Consider the following 19,402-nt stretch of genomic DNA (forward strand, 5'->3'; position numbering starts at 1 on the left):
CCATGCATTCGCTTGCGAGCAGGACGCTGCCTGAGCTGTTCGACGCCGAAGTCCGCCGCGTTCCCGAAGCTCCGGCGCTGATGTACGACGGAACCACCCTGTCGTACGCCGCACTCGACGGGCGGGCCAACCGGCTCGCACGGCTGCTGCTCCGGCGCGGCATGGGACCGGAGGACCTCGTCGGGCTGCTGCTGCCGAGGTCGGTGGAGCTGGTCGTGGCCCTGCTCGCCGTCCTCAAGTGCGGGGCGGCCTATGTGCCGTTCGACCCGGACTACCCGGCCGAACGCACCGCCCACCTGCTGTCCGACGCCGCGCCCCGGCTGGTCCTCGGGGTCCGCGCGACCGAGGAGACCGCCGCCCGGCACGGCGTACCGCTCCTCGTGCTGGACGATCCGGCGGTCGGGTCCCTCCTGGAGCGGGAGTCGGCGCGGCCGGTACGCGACGAGGAACGCGTCCGGCCCCTGGCCCCCGGGCATCCGGCCTACGTCCTGCACACCTCGGGTTCCACGGGAGAACCGAAGGGCGTGATCGGCACGCACGCCGGTGAGGTGAACCACCTCACCGCCCTCGGGCGCCGGTATCCGTATCCGGCGGGCAGCGTCGCCCTGGCGCAGAGTTCGCTCAGCTTCGTGGACGGCTCGACGCAACTGCTCGGCCCCCTGCTGCACGGAGCCTGCGTGGTCCTGGCCGACGCACGGCAGGCGAAGGACCCCCAGGCGCTGGGCGAGCTGATCGCCCGGCACGGGATTCACCATGTCGTGCTGGTGCCGAGCCTCCTCACGGCGATCCTGGACAGCGTCGAACCGACGGCATCGCTCGCCTCGTGCACACGGTGGGTGTGCAGTGGCGAGGAGCTGCCCTCGCGGCTCGCCCACCGGTTCGCCGAGGCGCTGCCCGGCGCCCGGTTGTTCAACTACTACGGGGCGTCCGAGTTCGCCGGCGACGGACTCACCGGCGCGTGCACGGCGCAGGACGTGTCCGTCGGGCGCCCGCTGGAGAACGTGGCCGCCTACGTCCTGGACGCGTCCCTGCGCCCGGTGGCGGCGGGGACGGCGGGCGAGCTGTACATCGCCGGTGCGGCCCTTGCCCGCGGGTACCTGCGGCGGCCGGCGCTGACGGCCGAACGGTTCGTGGCCGACCCGTACGGGCCCGCCGGAACGCGCATGTACCGCACCGGCGACCTCGTCCTCCAACGGCCCGACGGCGCCGTGGAGTTCGTCGGCCGCGCGGACCATCAGGTGAAGCTCCGCGGCCACCGGGTGGAACTCGGCGAGGTGGCGGCCGCGCTGCGCGCCCATCCGGGCGTCGAGCAGGCGGTGGCCGTGGTCCGGCAGGACGACGGCCCGGACGTCCGGCGCCTGGTGGCGTACGCCGTCGCGAGCCGCCGGACCGGACCCCGACCGGCGGCGCCGGAACTCGACGCCGGACAGCTGCGCGCCCACCTCGCGGCGTCCCTTCCCGCGTACATGGTGCCCGCGGCCGTCGTGGTCCTCGACGCGCTGCCACTGACCCCCAACGGCAAGATCGACCGGCGCGCGCTGCCGGCCCCCGAGTTCCGTACCGCCGGGGCCACGGACGACGACGCCCCGCGCGACGCGCGTGAACGTGCCCTGAGCGATGTCTTCATCGCCGTCCTGGCGTTGCCGGGCGGCGGGCGGCGGACCGACGACTTCTTCGCGCTCGGCGGCGACTCCGTCCTCGCCGCCCAAGTCGTCGCGAAGGCACGGCAGTTCGGCCTCGCGCTGTCCGCCGGGGACGTCTTCGTCCACAAGACCGTCGCGGCGCTCGCCGCCGTCGCGCGGGACATCGGGGCGGACGCCGAGGCACCGCCTGTTCCGCCGGTCCCACTCCTGTCGCTGAGCCCCGAAGAATTCGACGAGATCACGGTCGCGTGGAGGATCACATGAACGAGCCGAAGATCGAGGCTGTCCTGCCGCTGACGCCCTTGCAGGAGGGGCTTCTCTTCCACTCCCTCTACGAGGCCGACAGCGACGCGGTCGACATCTACGTCCTCCAGACGGTCGTCCAACTCGACGGCCCGGTGGACCCGGTGGCGCTGCGCGCGGCAGCCCAGGATCTCGTGGCGCGGAACGCCAACCTCCGTGCCGCCTTCCGCCAGTTGGGCTCGGGCCGGTCCGTGCAGCTGATCCCCGAGTCCGTGGACGTGCCCTGGCGTGACGTCGATTTCACGGGCCTGGACGCGGCCGCGCAGGACGCTCGGCTGACCGACCTCGTCGACGCCGACCGCGTGGCACCGTTCGACGTCGCGCAGCCGCCGTTGCTGCGGTTCACCCTGGTACGGCTCGCCGAGGAGCGGCATGTTCTGGTGCTGTGCGCGCACCACATCCTTCTGGACGGCTGGTCGGAGCCGCTGATCCTGGAGGAGATCCTCCGCCTCTACGCCTTCCGCGCGGGGGCCGCGCACCCCGCCGAGCTGCCGCCCGCGCTGCCGAGGCGCCGGGAGTACCGGGACTATCTGGGATGGCTGGCGGGTCAGGACCGTGAGGCGGCGTCGGCCGCTTGGCGTACGGCGCTGGAGGGCGTCGAGGAACCGACCCGGGTGGCGCCCGGCGCCGGGCGGTCGGCCCGGGTCCCCGAGCGCGTGGAGGTCGACCTGTCGCCGGAGGTGTCGGCCGCGTTGTCGGGGGCGGCGCGTTCGTGCGGTGTGACGTTGAACAGTGTCGTGCAGGGCGCGTGGGGCGCGCTGTTGGGGGTGCTGACGGGGCGTCAGGATGTGGTGTTCGGGGCGACGGTGGCGGGGCGTCCTGCGGAGTTGCCGGGTGTCGAGTCGATGGTCGGGTTGTTCATCAACACGGTGCCGGTGCGGGTGCGGTTGGACCCTGCCGAGTCGTTGGCGGCGTTGTTCGGGCGGGTGCAGGACGAGCAGGCCGAGCTGATGCCGCATCAGCATCTCGGGCTCGCGGACATCCAGCGTGGCGTGGGGATCGGTGAACTCTTCGACACCACCACCGTCTTCCAGAACTATCCGACGGAGATCGACGACCTCACCTTCCTCGACGACCTCGGCCTCCAGGTCACCCAGAAACCAGCTCCGGACGCGACGCACTACCCGCTGACCCTGACGACGTTTCCCGGGGAGCGCCTGCGGTTCGAGCTGAGCTTCCGGTCGGACGCGTTCGGCCGGGATGAAGTGGCGGCGCTGGGTGAGCGGTTGAGGCTGCTGCTGGAGGGGTTCGCGGCTGAGCCCGGGGTGTTGGTGGGTCGGTTGGAGGTGCTGTCGGCCGGTGAGCGGGCGTTGGTGCTGGGCGCGTGGCAGGGTGCCGAGGTTGAGGTGCCGGGTGTGGACTTGGCGGTGTTGTTCGGGGAGCGGGTGAAGTGCGCTCCGGATGCGGTGGCGTTGGTGGAGGGGGAACGGGAGTTCTCTTACCGGGAGTTGGATGAGTTGGCGGGGCGGGTGGCTTCGCGGTTGGCTGGGCTGGGGGTGGGGCCCGAGGTCGGTGTGGGTGTGCTGATGGGGCGTTCGGCGGACCTCGTCGTGGGGCTGCTGGGTGTGGTGAAGGCGGGTGGGTTCTACGTTCCGCTGGACTCCCGATTCCCGTTGGTGCGGCGGCGGTTGGTGTTGGCGGAGACCGGGTGCCGGGTGGTGCTGACGGATGCGGGGCACCGTGTCGAGGCGGAGGAGGCTGCGCGCGGGGAGTCGGGTGGCTCCGGCCTCGTGGTGGTCGACGTTGCTGAGGCGCAGAGCGGGGCGTTCGACGGTGAGGTGTGGACGGGGGCTTCCGACGCCGCCGGTGTTGCATCCGGTGCTGATGGTCTGGCGTATGTGATGTTCACGTCGGGGTCGACGGGGGTGGCCAAGGGGGTTGCGGTTTCTCGTCGTTCGGTGGTGGCTCTGGCTCGGGATCGGTGGTTCGGGCAGGGTCGTTTCGGGCGGGTTCTGTTGGCGGCTTCCTATGCCTTCGACGCTTCGACCGCCGAGTTGTGGGTGGCGTTGTTGGGCGGGGGGACCGTCGTGGTGGCGCCGGACGGGGTCCTGTCGGGTGCTGAGTATGAGGAGTTGATTTCTCGGCATGGGGTGACTGCGGTGTTGCCGCCGTCGGGGTTGTTGCGGGTGCTGGCCGAGGAGCGGCCGGAGTGCTTCACCGGGGTGCGGGAGATTCTGACCGGCGGTGACGTGGTGTCCCCGAGTGCCGTCGCCCGGGTGTTGGAGCGCAACCCCGACACCCGGCTGGTCACCAGCTACGGGCCGACCGAGAACACGATGCTGGCCACGGTGCAGGAACTGAGCCTGTCCGACCTCGGCGGGCCGTTGCCGGTCGGGCGGGCCATGGACAACACGCAGCTGTATGTACTGGACGGGTTTTTGCGGCCGGTGCCTGCGGGTGTGGTGGGGGAGTTGTACATCGGCGGTGCCGGTCTGGCGCGTGGGTATCACGGGCGTCCTGGGCTGACGGGGGAGCGGTTCGTCGCGTGCCCGTTCGGGGAACCCGGGGCGCGGATGTACCGGACCGGGGACCTCGTCTCCTGGAACCCGGACGGCAGCCTCGCCTTCGTCGGACGCGGGGACCAGCAGACCAAACTGCGCGGCTTCCGTATCGAACTCGGTGAGATCGAGGCCGCGTTGGCCGCATATCCCGGGGTCACGGATGCTGTCGTCGCCGTGCGTGAAGATGCCGCCGGGGGCAAGCAGTTGGTCGCCTACGTCACCGTGGACAGTGAAGTGCCGGTGGAACCCGCCGAGTTGCGGGCGTATACGGCGACGAGTCTGCCTGAGTACATGGTCCCGGCCGCTGTCCTCGTCCTCGATGCCCTGCCCGTGAACGCCAACGGCAAGGTGGACCACAGGGCGTTGCCCGCGCCCACCTTCACCACCCACGCCCTGGACCACGCCCCGAGCACCGACACCGAGCACGCCCTCGCCGCACTCTTCACCCAACTCCTCGGTCTGGAGAGCGTCGGCGTCCACGACAGCTTCTTCGACCTCGGCGGCGACTCGATCATCTCCATCCAGTTGGTCGCCCGCGCCCGTACCGCAGGGCTGCTCCTCACTCCGCGTGACGTCTTCCAGCACCGGACCATCGCCAACCTCGCGACGGTGGTCCGGGACATCGCACTCGACGTCGACGAAGCGGCGGCGGCTCCGGTAGTGCCCCTCGTCACCCTCAGCGGGGAGGAGTTGCAGGAACTGCGTGCCCAGTGGCCCGGGGCGGAGCAGGACGACTTCCTGCCGTTGACTCCGTTGCAGGAGGGCCTTCTTTTCCACGCCCTCTATGACGACTCCGAGGCCGATGTCTACACGCTCCAGGCAGCGCTGGAATTCGTCGGTGATTCTCTGGAGCCGGCGCGGCTGCGCAAGGCCGGGCAGGCCCTTCTGGAACGTCACCCGAATCTCCGTGCCAGTTCCGGCGTCACCTCCGCCGGACAGGGTTTCCAGCTGTTCGCGGACGCCACGGACATTCCGTGGGCGGAGATCCACGTCGACGCGCGCACCGAGGGCGATATCGCGGAGGAACTGGCCCGGCTCGCCGAAGCCGACCGTACGCGGCGGTTCGACATGGCCGAGCCTCCGCTCATCCGCTGCACGCTGGCCCGCCTCGCTGCGGACCGGCATGTTCTGATCGTGACCGCGCACCACATCCTGTGGGACGGCTGGTCGATGCCGCTCATCCTGGCGGAGCTGCTCGCCCACTACGAGGGCCGTGGTGCTGAACTCCCGCAGGCTGTACCGCCGTTCCGCGATTACCTGGCCTGGTTGGCGGGGCAGGACCATGAGGCGGCGTTGGACGCCTGGGGCGCGGCGCTGGAGGGGACGGAGGAACCTACCCTGGTCGCACCCTCGTTGGGACAGGCCGCCGCGTCGATGCCGGAGCGTGTCTGTGTGGACCTGTCGCCGGAGGTGTCGGCCGCGCTGTCGGGGGCGGCGCGTTCGTGTGGCGTGACGTTGAACAGCGTCGTGCAGGGCGCATGGGCCTTGCTGCTGGGCATGCTGACGGGGCGTCAGGACGTGGTGTTCGGGGCGACGGTGGCGGGTCGGCCCGCTGAGTTGCCGGGCGTCGAGTCGATGGTCGGCATGTTCATCAACACGGTTCCGGTGCGGGTGCGGCTGGACCCTGCCGAGTCGTTGGCGGGATTCTTCGGGCGGGTGCAGGACGAGCAGGCCGCGCTGATGCCGTATCAACATGTGGGGCTGGCCGACATCCAGCGCCGGATCGGAATCGGTGAACTCTTCGACACCACCATGGTGTACGAGAACGCCCCTGACGGGCAGTTGAGCCGTGACGTCGCGGGACTCGCCGTCCGTGAGATCGACGTGACCGACGACTCCGCCGGGTCGACGCATTACCCGTTGGCCCTGACCGCCTTCCCAGGTGACTGCCTGCGGTTCGAGGTGAGCTTCCGGTCGGAGGCCTTCAACCGGGACGAGGCGGAGACGCTGGGCGAGCGGCTGCGCTTGTTGCTGGAGGGGTTCGCGGCTGATCCGGGGTTGTTGGTGGGCCGGGTGGAGGTGCTGTCGGCCGGTGAGCGGGCGTTGGTGCTGGACGCGTGGCAGGGTGCCGAGGTTGAGGTGCCGGGTGTGGACTTGGCGGTGTTGTTCGGGGAGCGGGTGAAGTGCGCTCCGGATGCGGTGGCGTTGGTGGAGGGGGAACGGGAGTTCTCCTACCGGGAGTTGGATGAGTTGGCGGGGCGGGTTGCCGTGCGGCTCGTTGGGCTGGGGGTGGGTCCCGAGGTCGGTGTGGGTGTGCTGATGGGGCGTTCGGCGGACCTGGTGGTGGGGTTGCTGGGTGTGGTGAAGGCGGGTGGGTTCTACGTTCCGCTGGATTCTCGATTCCCGTTGGTGCGGCGGCGGTTGGTGCTAGCGGAGACCGGATGCCGGGTCGTGCTGACGGACGCGGCGCATGCCGGTGAGGCGGAGGAGGCGGCGCGGGAGGAGTCGGGTGGCTCCGGCCTTGCTGTGGTCGACGTTGCTGAGGCGCAGAGCGGGGTGTTCGACGGTGGGGTGTGGGCGGGGTCATTCGGCGCCGACGGTGTTGCATCCGGTGCTGATGGTCTGGCGTATGTGATGTTCACGTCGGGGTCGACGGGGGTGGCCAAGGGGGTTGCGGTTTCTCGTCGTTCGGTGGTGGCTCTGGCTCGGGATCGGTGGTTCGGGCAGGGTCGTTTCGGGCGGGTTCTGTTGGCGGCTTCCTATGCCTTCGACGCTTCGACCGCCGAGTTGTGGGTGGCGTTGTTGGGCGGGGGGACCGTCGTGGTGGCGCCGGACGGGGTCCTGTCGGGTGCTGAGTATGAGGAGTTGATTTCTCGGCATGGGGTGACTGCGGTGTTGCCGCCGTCGGGGCTGTTGCGGGTGCTGGCCGAGGAGCGTCCGGAGTGCTTCACCGGGGTCGGGGAGATTCTGACCGGCGGTGACGTGGTGTCCCCGAGTGCGGTCGCCCGGATTCTGGAGCGCAGTCCGGGGACTCGGGTGGTGACCAGTTATGGGCCGACCGAGAACACGATGTTGGCCACGGTGCAGGAGTTGCGGGCGTCGGACCTCGGTGGGCCGTTGCCGGTGGGCCGGGCCATGGACAACACCCAACTCTATGTACTGGATGGGTTCCTGCGGCCGGTGCCTCCCGGTGTGGTGGGGGAGTTGTATATCGGCGGTGCGGGGCTGGCGCGTGGGTATCACGGGCGTCCGGGGCTGACGGGTGAGCGGTTCGTCGCGTGCCCGTTCGGTGGACCCGGGGCGCGGATGTACCGGACCGGGGACCTCGTGTCATGGAACCCTGACGGCAGCCTCGCCTTCGTCGGACGCGGGGACCAGCAGACCAAGTTGCGCGGCTTCCGTATCGAACTCGGTGAGATCGAGGCCGCGTTGGCCGCCCACCCCGCCGTCACGGATGCCGTTGTCGCCGTGCGTGAAGACACGGCCGGGGGCAAGCAGTTGGTCGCCTACGTCACCGTGGACAGTGAAGTGCCGGTGGAACCCGCCGAGTTGCGGGCGTACACCGGCGAGGCCCTGCCCGCGTACATGGTCCCCGCCGCCGTTCTCGTCCTCGACGCCTTCCCCGTGAACGCCAACGGCAAGGTGGACCACAAGGCGTTGCCCGCGCCCACCTTCACCACCCACGCTCTCGATCACGCCCCGAGCACCGACACCGAGCGTGCTCTTGCCGGGCTGTTCACCCAACTCCTCGGTCTGGAGAGCGTCGGCGTCCACGACAGCTTCTTCGACCTCGGCGGCGACTCCATCATCTCCATCCAACTCGTCGCCCGCGCCCGTACCGCAGGGCTTCTCCTGACCCCGCGTGACATCTTCCGGCACAAGACCATCGCCAACCTCGCCCTGATGGCGGGGTCGGCGCGGGACGCGGTGTCGGAGCCGGCCGGTGCGGGTGTGGGCGCGGTGGCGGCGTTGCCGGTGGTCGAAGAGCTGCGTGGCCGTGGGGAGTTGGCGGACTCGTTCGCGCAGTCGATGCTGTTGACGGTGCCCTCCGAGGTGGGCGCGGACCGGCTGACCTCGGCTGTGCAGACGGTGCTCGACACGCATGACGCGTTGCGGGCCAGGCTTCAGGTCGGCGCGGACAGTACCTGGACGTTGCACGTCGGTGCGGTTGGCGCCGTTCGGGCCGAGGCGTGTGTGCGGCGGGTCGATGTGCGGGGCCTGTCCGGCGGGGAGTGGGAAGGGGTGCTGGGGAAGGAGTCTGCGGCTGCGCGGGAGCGGCTTGCTCCGGCCGACGGGGTCATGGTGCAGGTGGTGTGGTTCGACGCGGGGGAGCGGGAAACGGGGCGGCTGTTGGTCGTCGTTCATCACCTGGTGGTGGACGGGGTGTCCTGGCGGATTCTGCTGCCCGACCTGCGGGACGCGTGGCAGGCCCTCGCACGCGGTGAGACACCCGCCCTCGCATCCGTCCCCACCTCGCTGCGCACATGGGCCGACCGCCTCGCTGAGCAGGCGCGGAGTCCGCGTCGGGTGGCCGAGCTGGAGTTCTGGCGGGAGACCACGGCTCGGCAGCCTGAACTCCCCCTCGCGCAGCGGCCGTTGGACCCGGACCGGGATGTCACGGGGACCGCCGGGGCGTTGACCGTGTCGCTGCCGGTCGCGGTGACCGAGGCGCTGCTCACCCAGGTGCCCGCCGCGTTCCACGCCGAGATCAACGACGTGCTGCTGACCGCGCTGTGGTGGGCGGTGGTCAGATGGCGCGGCGCGCGCGGGGGCGCCGGGGACGGCGTGCTGGTGGAGCTGGAAGGACACGGCCGGGAGGAGAACGCCGTTCAGGGAGCCGATCTCTCGCGGACGGTCGGCTGGTTCACCACGCGGTATCCGGTCTGGCTGGAGGCCGACCCCGCGACGGCCGACGGTCCCTCGACGCCGGGACACGTGCCGGGACACGCGCTGGGACACGCGCCGGGACACGCGCCGGGACACACGCCGGGACACGCGCCGGGATACGTGCTGGGGCGGGCGTTGAAGGTGGTCAAGGAGCAGTTGCGGGCGATACCCGACCACGGCATCGGCTACGGGCTGCTCCGCCACCTCAACCCCGACACCGCCCCCGTCCTCGCGGAACTCCCCACCCCCCAGATCACCTTCAACTACCTCGGCCGCTTCGCCACCGCCACAGCTACCGCCGACCTCACCGCCGACCTCACCGCCGGGCAGGCCGCCGAGTGGCCGCTCGCGCCCGAGGGCGAGATCCTCGGCGGCAGCGGTGACGACGACCCCCGCACGCCGCTCACCCACCTCATCGAGGTCAACGCCCTGACCGAGGACCGCGCGGACGGGTCCCACCTGGTCGCCACCTGGGCGTGGCCCTCGGAGCTGCTGGCCGAGGACGACGTCGCCGAACTCGCCCACGGCTGGGCCGAGGCGCTGCGGGAACTGGTCTCGGCCCCCGCGCACACCGGCGGGCACACCCCGTCCGACTTCCCGCTGGTCGCCGCCCTCGACCAGCCCGAGGTGGACGCCCTGGAGGCGCACTACGCGGAGGCCGGACTCGTCGACGTGCTGCCCCTGTCACCGTTGCAGGAGGGCTTCGTCTTCCACGCCCTCTACGACGAGAGCGAGACCGACCTCTATCTGCTCCAGACGACGTTCGCGCTCGAAGGAACCCTCGACGCGGAGGCGTTGCGCGCGGCGGGACAGGCCCTGCTCGACCGGCACGCGAACCTGCGCGCCGGTTTCCACCAGACGGGTTCCGGGCACAGCGTGCAGGCCGTGCCCGAGCCGGTGGACCTGCCGTGGACGGCGGTGGACCTCAGCCACCTCGCGGAACCCGACGCCCAGGACGCCGAGTTGGCCCGGCTGCTCCGGGCCGACCGGGAACGGCGGTTCACGCTGGCGGCGCCCCCGCTGCTGCGCCTCACCCTCGTCCGGCTCGCCGACACCCGGCACGTCCTCGTGCTCACGGCCCACCACATCCTTCTGGACGGCTGGTCGCTGCCGCTGATCCTGGCCGAGCTGTTCGAGGGCTACGCCCGGGGCGGCGATGCCCGCGCCCTGCCCCGCGTGACACCGTTCAAGGACTACCTGGCCTGGATGGTCGCCCAGGACCGGCCCGCCGCGCTCGACGCCTGGAACGCGGCCCTGGCCGGCGTCGACGGACCGACCCTCGTGGCCCCCGGCGCGAGCAGGGACGCGACGTTCCCCGAGCGCGTGGACCTCGCGTGCGACGAGGAGACGACGGCCGCGCTCGCCACCACCGCCCGGAAGCTGGGCCTGACCGTCAACACCGTCCTCCAGGGGGCGTGGGCGCTGCTCATCGGCGCCCTGACGGGCCGTCAGGACGTGGTGTTCGGGGCCACCGTCGCCGGGCGGCCCGCCGAACTGCCGGGCGTCGAGAGCATCATCGGCCTGCTCATCAACACCGTTCCCGTGCGGGTGCGGATGGCGCCCGCCGAGACCCTCGCCCAGCTGCTCACCCGCGTCCAGGACGAGCAGGCCGCGCTGGTCCCGCATCAGCACGTCAGGCTCTCCGAGATCCAGCGGATCGCGGGCGCCGGTGAACTCTTCGACACCACCATGGTCTTCCAGAACTATCCCGACACCGAGGAGAGCGGGCAGCTGGCCGCCACCGGGCTGCGGATCGTGCAGACCGAGGGCGAGGACACCACGCACTACCCGCTCCACCTGATCGCCGTGCCGGGCGAGCGGCTGCGGCTGACGCTGAGCTTCCGGCCGGACTGCTTCGCACGCGAGACCGTCGAGCGGGCCGCCGTCCAACTGCGGCGGCTGGTCACGGAGTTCGCGACCGCGCCCGACACCGTGCTGGCCAGGCTCGACCTGCTCGGCGGGCCGGAGCACACGGCGTCGCAGGAACCGGAGCACACGGCGTCGCGGGAAGGTGACGGCACCGCGCGTGCCGCCCACGACGGAACGTTCCTCGACCTGTTCGCGGCGCGGGTGTGCCGGACGCCGGACGCGACGGCGGTCGTCTGCGGGGACGTCCGGCTGACGTACGCGCAGCTCGACGCGCGGGCCAATCGACTGGCCCGGCACCTGGTGGCGCACGGGGCGCGGCCCGAACGTGTCGTCGGCCTGCTGCTGCACCGTTCGGCCGAGTTCGTCGTCGCGCTGCTCGCGGTGCTGAAGTCGGGAGCCGCCTATCTCCCCGTCGATCCGGACTATCCGGCCGACCGTGTCGCATACATCCTGACCGACGCGCGCCCCGCCCTCGTCATCGCCGCATCGAGCACCGCGCACCTGCTGCCGGACGCGGCCGTGCCGCCCGGCGCGCGGATCGTGCCCGACGCTCCCGGTCTCGCCGCGCACCTGCGGACCCTCCCCGGCGAGCCGCTCACCGCCCCCGAGCGGCACGCGCTCCTGCCGGACCACCCCGCGTACGTCATCTACACCTCGGGCTCCACCGGCCGGCCCAAGGGCGTGACGGTCGGGCACCGCGCCCTCGCGGACATCGCCGAGACGCTGGCCGGTCTCGCCGCCCACCACGGCACCGACGAGCGCGTCGCCTGGGTCACCGCGCTCTCCTTCGACATGTCCCTCAAGGCCCTGACCGGCCTGGCCCGCGGGGCCGCGCTGCACGTCCTCACCGATGACGTACGCCTCGACCTCGACGCCTGCGCCGACTACCTCCTCGCCCACCGCATCAACGTCCTGCCGTGCACGCCGGGATACCTGGGCCGCCTGGTCGAGACCGGCCTGCTGGAACGCCTCCCCGGAACCGGAACCGGAGCCGGAACCGGCATCGAGGAGGGAGCCGGAACCGGAGCCGGGAACGGGCATGTGCTGGATGTGTGGCTCGGGGGTGAGAAGCCCGCCGACAGCCTCTGGCGGCGGCTGCTTGCCGCGCCCGGCGTGGGGCTGCTCAACATGTACGGCCCGACCGAGGCCACCGTCGACGTCACCGCGGCCTGGGCGGACGACGCCTCCCGGCCCACCGCCATCGGCCACGCGCTGCCCCGCACCGCGCTCCATGTGCTCGACGCGTGGTTGCGCCCCGTGCCGACCGGCGTGCCCGGTGAGCTGTACGCGGCGGGAGCAGGTCTGGCCCGCGGCTACCTCGACCGGCCGGGACTGACCGCCGGACGGTTCGTCGCGAATCCGTTCGGACCCGCCGGTTCCCTGATGTACCGGACCGGTGACGTCGTGCGCCGACTCCCGGACGGGGCCCTGGAGTTCGTGGGACGGGCCGACGAACAGGTCAAGATCCGCGGCTTCCGGGTGGAGCCCGGTGAGATCGCCACCGCGCTGGCGGCCCACCCGGACCTCGACCAGGCCGTGGTGGTGGCCCGCGAGGACGCGCAGAGCGTGACGCGCCTGATCGGCTATGTCGTCCCCCGCGCCGAGGCGGCGGTGGACCCGGCCCGGCTGCGCGGCTGGCTCGGTGAGTCCCTGCCGGACTACATGGTGCCCGCCGCCGTCCTCGTGCTCGACGCGCTGCCCATGACCATCAACGGCAAGGTGGACCACCGGGCGCTGCCCGCACCCGACTTCGCGTCCCTGAGCACCGGTCGCGCCCCGCGCACCCCCCGCGAGCGGCTTCTCTGCGAACTGTTCGCGCAGGCGCTGGGGCTCACCGAGGTCGGCATCGACGACAGCTTCTTCGACCTGGGCGGCGACTCGATCGTCTCCATCCAACTCGTCGCCCGCGCCCGGCGCGTGGGGCTGCTGCTCTCGCCGCGCGAGGTGTTCACCCACCGCACGGTGGCCGCCCTGGCGGCGGTCGCCCGCGAGGACACGGCCGCCCCCATCGAGGCCCCGCACGCCGGAGTGGGCGAGACGGCCCCGACCCCGGCCGCCGAACGGCTGCGGGAGAGCGGCGCCCCCTACGCGACGTACTCCCAGTCGTCGCTGCTCCGGGTCCCGGCGGAGCTGGGACAGGCGCGGCTCCTCAGCGCCGTCCAAGCGCTGCTGGACCGGCACGACGCGTTGCGCGCCCGGCTCACGACGCAGGACGGCACGGGCCGGTGGACGTTCACGGTGCCGCAGACCGGCACGGTCACGGCACAGGACCGCGTGACACGGGTCGCGCTCGCCGCCGACGCCGCTGACGGGCCGGGTCTTGAACGTGTCGTGCGGGAGCAGAGCGAGCGTGCCCAGGCCCGGCTGCGGCCCGACGAGGGCGTGATGGTCCAGTTCGTGTGGATCGACGCCGGTCCCCGGCGGCCGGGGCGGCTCCTCGTCGTCGTGCACCACCTCGTGGTCGACGGCGTGTCCTGGCGGATTCTCCTGGCCGACCTGGCCGAGGCCTGGCAGGCGGCGGCCCTCGCGGACACCGGCGCCGACGTGGACACCGGCGCCGACGTGGACACCGGCGCCGACGCGGACACCGGCGCCGACGCGGTGCCCGCGCCCGGGGCACTCGCCCCCGTGCCGATGTCCCTGCGGACCTGGTCCCGGCTGCTGGCCACCGAGGCCACCACCCCCGCCCGGCATGCCGAACTCCCGTTGTGGACCGGCATGTCCGAGGGCGGCGACCCCGCGCTGACCGACCGTCCGCTGGACCCGCGCCGCGATGTCGTGGCCACCTCGCGCTCGCTGCGGCTCACCCTGCCCCCGGGGACCACCGGCGTCCTGCTGACCCGGCTCCCCGGCGCGTTCCGGGCCGAGGTCAACGACGTTCTCCTCACCGCGCTCGCGCTCGCGGTGGCCGACTGGCGCAGGGACCGAGGACGCGGCGACGACGGCCGCACGGACGTCCTCGTCGATCTCGAAGGCCACGGACGCGAGCAGATCGCCGCGACCGTCGACCTGTCCCGTACCGTCGGCTGGTTCACCACCCACTACCCGGTCCGGCTCGACCCCGGGACCTGCGCACCCGGCGAACCCCGGGCGCTGGAACGGGCGTTGAAGGCGGTCAAGGAGCAGTTGCGCGCGATACCCGACCACGGCATCGGCTACGGGCTGCTGCGCCACCTCAACCCCGAGACCGCCCCCGTCCTCGCCGCCCTGCCCCGGCCGCAGATCGGCTTCAACTACCTCGGCCGGTTCACCACCGGCAAGGACGCCGACTGGGCCGGCGCGCCGGAGCACGACGTGGTGGGCGGCGGCGCCGACGCGGGCATGCCGTTGGACCACGCCGTCACCGTGAACGCGGTCACCGAGGACCGCGCCGAGGGCCCCTGCCTCGTCGCCGACTGGTCCTGGGCCGAGGACCTGCTGACCGAGCACGAGGTGCGCGCGCTCGCCGAGGCGTGGTTCGCGGCGCTGTCCGCGCTGGCCGAACACGCCTCGACGCCGGGTGCCGGTGGCCTCACCCCGTCCGACCTGCCCCTGGTCATGGTCGGCCAGCATGAGGTGGAACAGCTGGAGCGGCAGTACGCGGCCGTCGGCCTCGACGACGTCCTGCCCCTGTCGCCCCTCCAGGAAGGGCTGCTCTTCCACGCCCTGTACGACGAGTCCGAGGCGGACTCCTACGTCACCCAACTGGTCTTCGGCCTGCACGGCCCGCTCGACACCGGCGCCCTGCGCTCCTCGGCGCAGGCCCTGTTGGACCGTCACCCGAACCTCGGCGCCGGGTTCCTCCAGCTCGACTCCGGGACCTCGGTCCAGGTCATCCCCCGGGCCGTGCAACTGCCGTGGACCGACGTCGACCTCACCCACGCCGACGACAGCGAACGACGGGACCAGCTGACGCGGCTGCTCGACGCCGACCGGCACCGGCGGTTCGCGATGGACGCACCGCCCCTGCTGCGCTTCACCCTGGTCCGGCTCGCCGAGGAGGACCACCGGCTGGTGGTCACGGGCCATCACATCCTGCGGGACGGCTGGTCGGGTTCCCTGCTCTTCCGCGAGCTGTTCGACCTGTACGCGCACGGGGGCGACGCGTCCGGGCTCCGCGATGTCACGCCGTTCCGGGACTATCTGGCCTGGCTGGCCACGCAGGACCGGGAGGCGGCGCTGGCCGCGTGGGCGGCGGCGCTGGACGGGGTGGCGGGGCCGACCTTGCTGGCACCGGCGTCCGGCCCGCGCGGCGGCGGCGAGGTCGAACGGGTCCGCGTGGAGCTGTCGCCGCAGACGTCGGCCGCGCTGGCGGGCACGGCACGGGCGCACGGGGTGACGTTGAACAGTGTGGTGCAGGGCGTGTGGGGCGTCGTGCTGGGTGTGCTGACCGGGCGGGACGAGGCGGTGTTCGGGGCGACGGTGGCGGGTCGGCCCGCCGAGCTGCCGGGCGTCGAGTCGATGGTCGGGCTGTTCATCAACACGCTGCCGGTGCGGGTGCGGCTGGACCCGGCCGAGTCGCTGGGCGCGTTGTGCGCCCGGGTGCAGGACGAGCAGGCCGCGTTGATGCCGTTCCAGCATGTGGGGCTGGCCGACATCCAGCGCCGGGTGGGCATCGGGGAACTCTTCGACACCACCATGGTCTACGAGAACTACCCCGTCGCACCGGACGGTATCGGCCACCTCTGCCCCGGCCTGCGGATCGTCGAACCCGAGGGCGAGGACGCGGCCCACTACCCGCTGAGCCTCGCGGTGGCGCCAGGCGACGGACTCCGCCTCGACCTGAGTTTCCGCCCGGACTCCCTCACCGAGGCGTTCGTGCGGGACATCGGCGCACGGCTGCGGCTGCTCCTTGAGGGGTTCGCGGCCGATCCGGGGATGCTGGTGGGCCGGGCGGATGTGCTGTCCGCCGGTGAACGGGCGCTGGTCCTCGACGCGTGGCAGGGGACCGGGACCGAGCTGCCGGGCCGGGATCTCGCGACGCTGTTCGGGGAGCGGGTGACGTCCGCTCCGGACGCGGTGGCGTTGGTGGACGGTGAACGGGAGTTCTCCTACCGGGAGTTGGACGAGCGGGCGGCGCTAATCGCCGCGCGGCTGGCCGGGCTGGGGGTGGGTCCCGAGGTCGGCGTCGGTGTGCTGATGACGCGTTCGGCGGAGCTGGTCGTGGCGCTGCTCGGCGTGATCAAGGCGGGCGGCTTCTACGTCCCGCTGGACTCCCGGTTCCCGTTGGCGCGGCGCCGGTTGGTGCTGGCGGAGACCGGCTGCCGGGTCGTGCTGACCGACGCGGCGCATGCCGGGGAGGCGGAGGAGGCCGCGTGCGGGGAGTCCGGGGACGCCGGTCTCGTGGTGGTCGACGTCGCCGGGGCACAGCACGGGCCGCTGGACGCCGAGACGGAGAACGGCGTTCCGCGCGCCGGTGCCGTCTCCGCCGCGCACGCCGACGGTCTGGCGTACGTGATGTTCACGTCGGGTTCGACCGGGGTGGCCAAGGGCGTGGCGATCAGCCACCGTTCCGTCGCGGCCCTGGCCCACGACCGGTGCTTCGACCGGGCGGAGACCCACCGGCGCTACCTGCTGTCGTCGTCGTACGCCTTCGACGCGTCGACGGTGGAGCTGTGGGTGACCCTGCTGCGCGGCGGCACCGTGGTGGTGGCGCCGGACGGGCTGCTGTCCGGCACCGAGGTCGAGGAGCTGATCACCCGGCACGAGGTGAGCGCGATGCTGCCGCCGGCCGGACTGCTGCGGGTGCTGGCCGAGGAACGCCCCGACTGTTTCGCCGGTATCCCCGAGATCCTGACCGGCGGTGACGTGGTGTCCCCGAGCGCGGTCGCCCGGATTCTGAAGCACAACCCCGGCACCCGCCTGGTCACCAGCTACGGCCCGACCGAGAACACGGTGCTGGCGACGGTCCAGGAGCTGCGGGCGTCCGACCTCGGCGGCCCGTTGCCGGTCGGGCGGGCGATGGACAACACCGGGCTCTACATCCTCGACGGGTTCCTGCGCCCGGTGCCTCCCGGCGTGCCCGGTGAGCTGTACATCGGCGGCGCGGGTCTGGCGCGCGGGTACCACGGGCGGCCTGGGCTGACGGGTGAGCGGTTCGTCGCCTGCCCGTTCGGGGAACCGGGTGCGCGGATGTACCGGACCGGTGACGTCGTCACCTGGAACCCGGACGGCAGCGTCGCCTTCGTGGGGCGCGGCGACCACCAGACCAAGTTGCGCGGCTTCCGTATCGAACTCGGGGAGATCGAGGCCGCGTTGGCCGCCCATCCCGCCGTCACGGATGCCGTCGTCGCCGTCCGCGAGGACACGGCCGCGGGCAAGCAGCTGATCGCCTATGTCACCGTGGACAGCGAAGTCCCCGTGGAACCGGCCGAGTTGCGGGCGCATACGGCGACGAGTCTGCCCGAGTACATGGTCCCGGCCGCCGTTCTCGTCCTGGACGCCCTGCCGGTGAACGCCAACGGCAAGGTCGATCACACGGCGTTGCCCGCGCCGCAGTACGTCACCGGCGCGGGCGATCACGCCCCGAGCACGGAGATGGAGCAGGCCCTCGCCGGGCTGTTCACCCAACTCCTCGGCCTGGAGAGCGTCGGCGTGCACGACAGCTTCTTCGATCTCGGCGGCGACTCCATCGTCTCCATCCAACTCGTCGCCCGCGCCCGTACAGCGGGGCTGCTCCTCACTCCCCGCGACATCTTCCAGCACCGGACGATCGCCGCCTTGGCGCCCGTGGTCGGGTCGGCGCGGGACGCGGTGTCGGAGCCGGCCGGTGCGGGCGTGGGTGCGGTGGCGGCGTTGCCGGTGGTCGAAGAGCTGCGCGCTCGCGGGGAGTTGATGGACTCGTTCGCGCAGTCGATGCTGCTCCGGGTGCCGTCGGGGCTGGGATCTGCACGGCTGACCTCGGCCGTGCAGACGGTACTTGACACGCACGACGCGTTGCGGGCCCGGCTCCAGGTCGGCGCGGACGGTGCGTGGACGGTGCATGTCGGGGGGCCGGGCACGGTGCGGGCCGAGACCTGTGTCCGCCGGATCGACGTACGGGGGCTGTCCGGCGGGGAGTGGGAAGGGGTGCTGGGCCGGGAGTCTGCGGCTGCGCGGGAGCGGCTCGCTCCGGCCGACGGGGTCATGGTGCAGGTGGTGTGGTTCGACGCGGGGGAGAGCGACGCGGGGCGGCTGCTGGTCACCGTGCATCACCTGGTGGTGGACGGGGTGTCCTGGCGGATTCTGCTGCCCGACCTGCGGGACGCGTGGCAGGCCCTCGCGCGCGGTGAGACACCTGCCCTCGGACCGGTGCCGGTCTCCCTGCGCACCTGGGCCGGGGTCCTGGGCCAGGAGGCGGTACGGGACCGCCGGGTGACGGAACTCCCGCTGTGGAACGCGGTGTTGGAGGGCGGCGACGGCGGCTTCACCGACGTTCCGCTGAGCGGCGCGCACACCCTCGGGACGTCGGAGAACCTGACCGTGCGGCTGCCGGAGGAAGCGACGCGGGCGGTGCTGACAGCGGTGCCCGCCGCCTTCCACGCCGAGGTCAACGACGTGCTGCTGACCGCGTTGTGGTGGGCGGTGGCCCAATGGCGCGGCGCGCGAGGGCGGAACGCGGACGGCGTCCTCGTCGAACTCGAAGGCCACGGGCGGGAGGAGATCGTCGAGGGCGTCGACCTCTCCCGCACCGTCGGCTGGTTCACCACCCGGTACCCGGTCCGGCTGGACCCCGGGATCACGGAGGCGGACCGGCGCGGCGGGGACCCACAGGCGCTGGAGCGGGCGTTGAAGGCGGTCAAGGAACAGCTGCGCGCGATACCCGACCACGGCATCGGCTACGGGCTGCTGCGCCACCTCAACCCCGACACCGCCCCCGTCCTCGCCGCCCTGCCCCGGCCGCAGATCGGCTTCAACTACCTCGGCCGGTTCGCCACCGCCGACGGACCCACCGCCGACTGGTCCCACGCGCCCGAGGACGAGATCCTCGGCGGCGGTGCCGACGAGGCCGCCGCCCTCACCCACGTCGTCGAGATCAGCGCCATGACGGTGGACGGCACCGACGGGCCCTGCCTGAAGGCGACCTGGACGTGGCCGCCTGACCTGCTCGGCCGGGACGCCGTCGCCGAACTCGCCGACGGCTGGATCGACACCCTGCGGCTGCTCGCCGAGCACGCCTCGGGGCCGACGGCCGGCGGCCACACCCCGTCCGACTTCCTGCTCGACCTCTCCCAGGAGGACATCGAACTCATCGAGGAGGAATGGGACGACAGCCTGTGACGGTCCGTCCTCGGTCCGCCG

Annotated in this window: 2 protein-coding genes; both read left to right on the forward strand. The window is 72.2% G+C overall.

What is annotated here, in order from left to right; all coding sequences use genetic code 11:
• Positions 1-2 precede the first annotated feature (2 nt).
• Positions 3-1,907: an amino acid adenylation domain-containing protein gene (locus tag ACIQOU_RS04130; RefSeq protein ID WP_401533704.1), complete on the forward strand. Its 1,905-nt coding sequence runs from the start codon at positions 3-5 to the stop codon at positions 1,905-1,907.
• Positions 1,904-19,381, forward strand: a complete 17,478-nt coding sequence (locus tag ACIQOU_RS04135) for an amino acid adenylation domain-containing protein (protein WP_401533705.1) — start codon at positions 1,904-1,906, stop codon at positions 19,379-19,381. Before ACIQOU_RS04130 ends, ACIQOU_RS04135 begins: the two co-directional genes overlap by 4 nt.
• Positions 19,382-19,402: the final 21 nt, after the last annotated feature.

The organism is Streptomyces sp. NPDC091279, assembly GCF_044757465.1.
Lineage (GTDB): Bacteria > Actinomycetota > Actinomycetes > Streptomycetales > Streptomycetaceae > Streptomyces.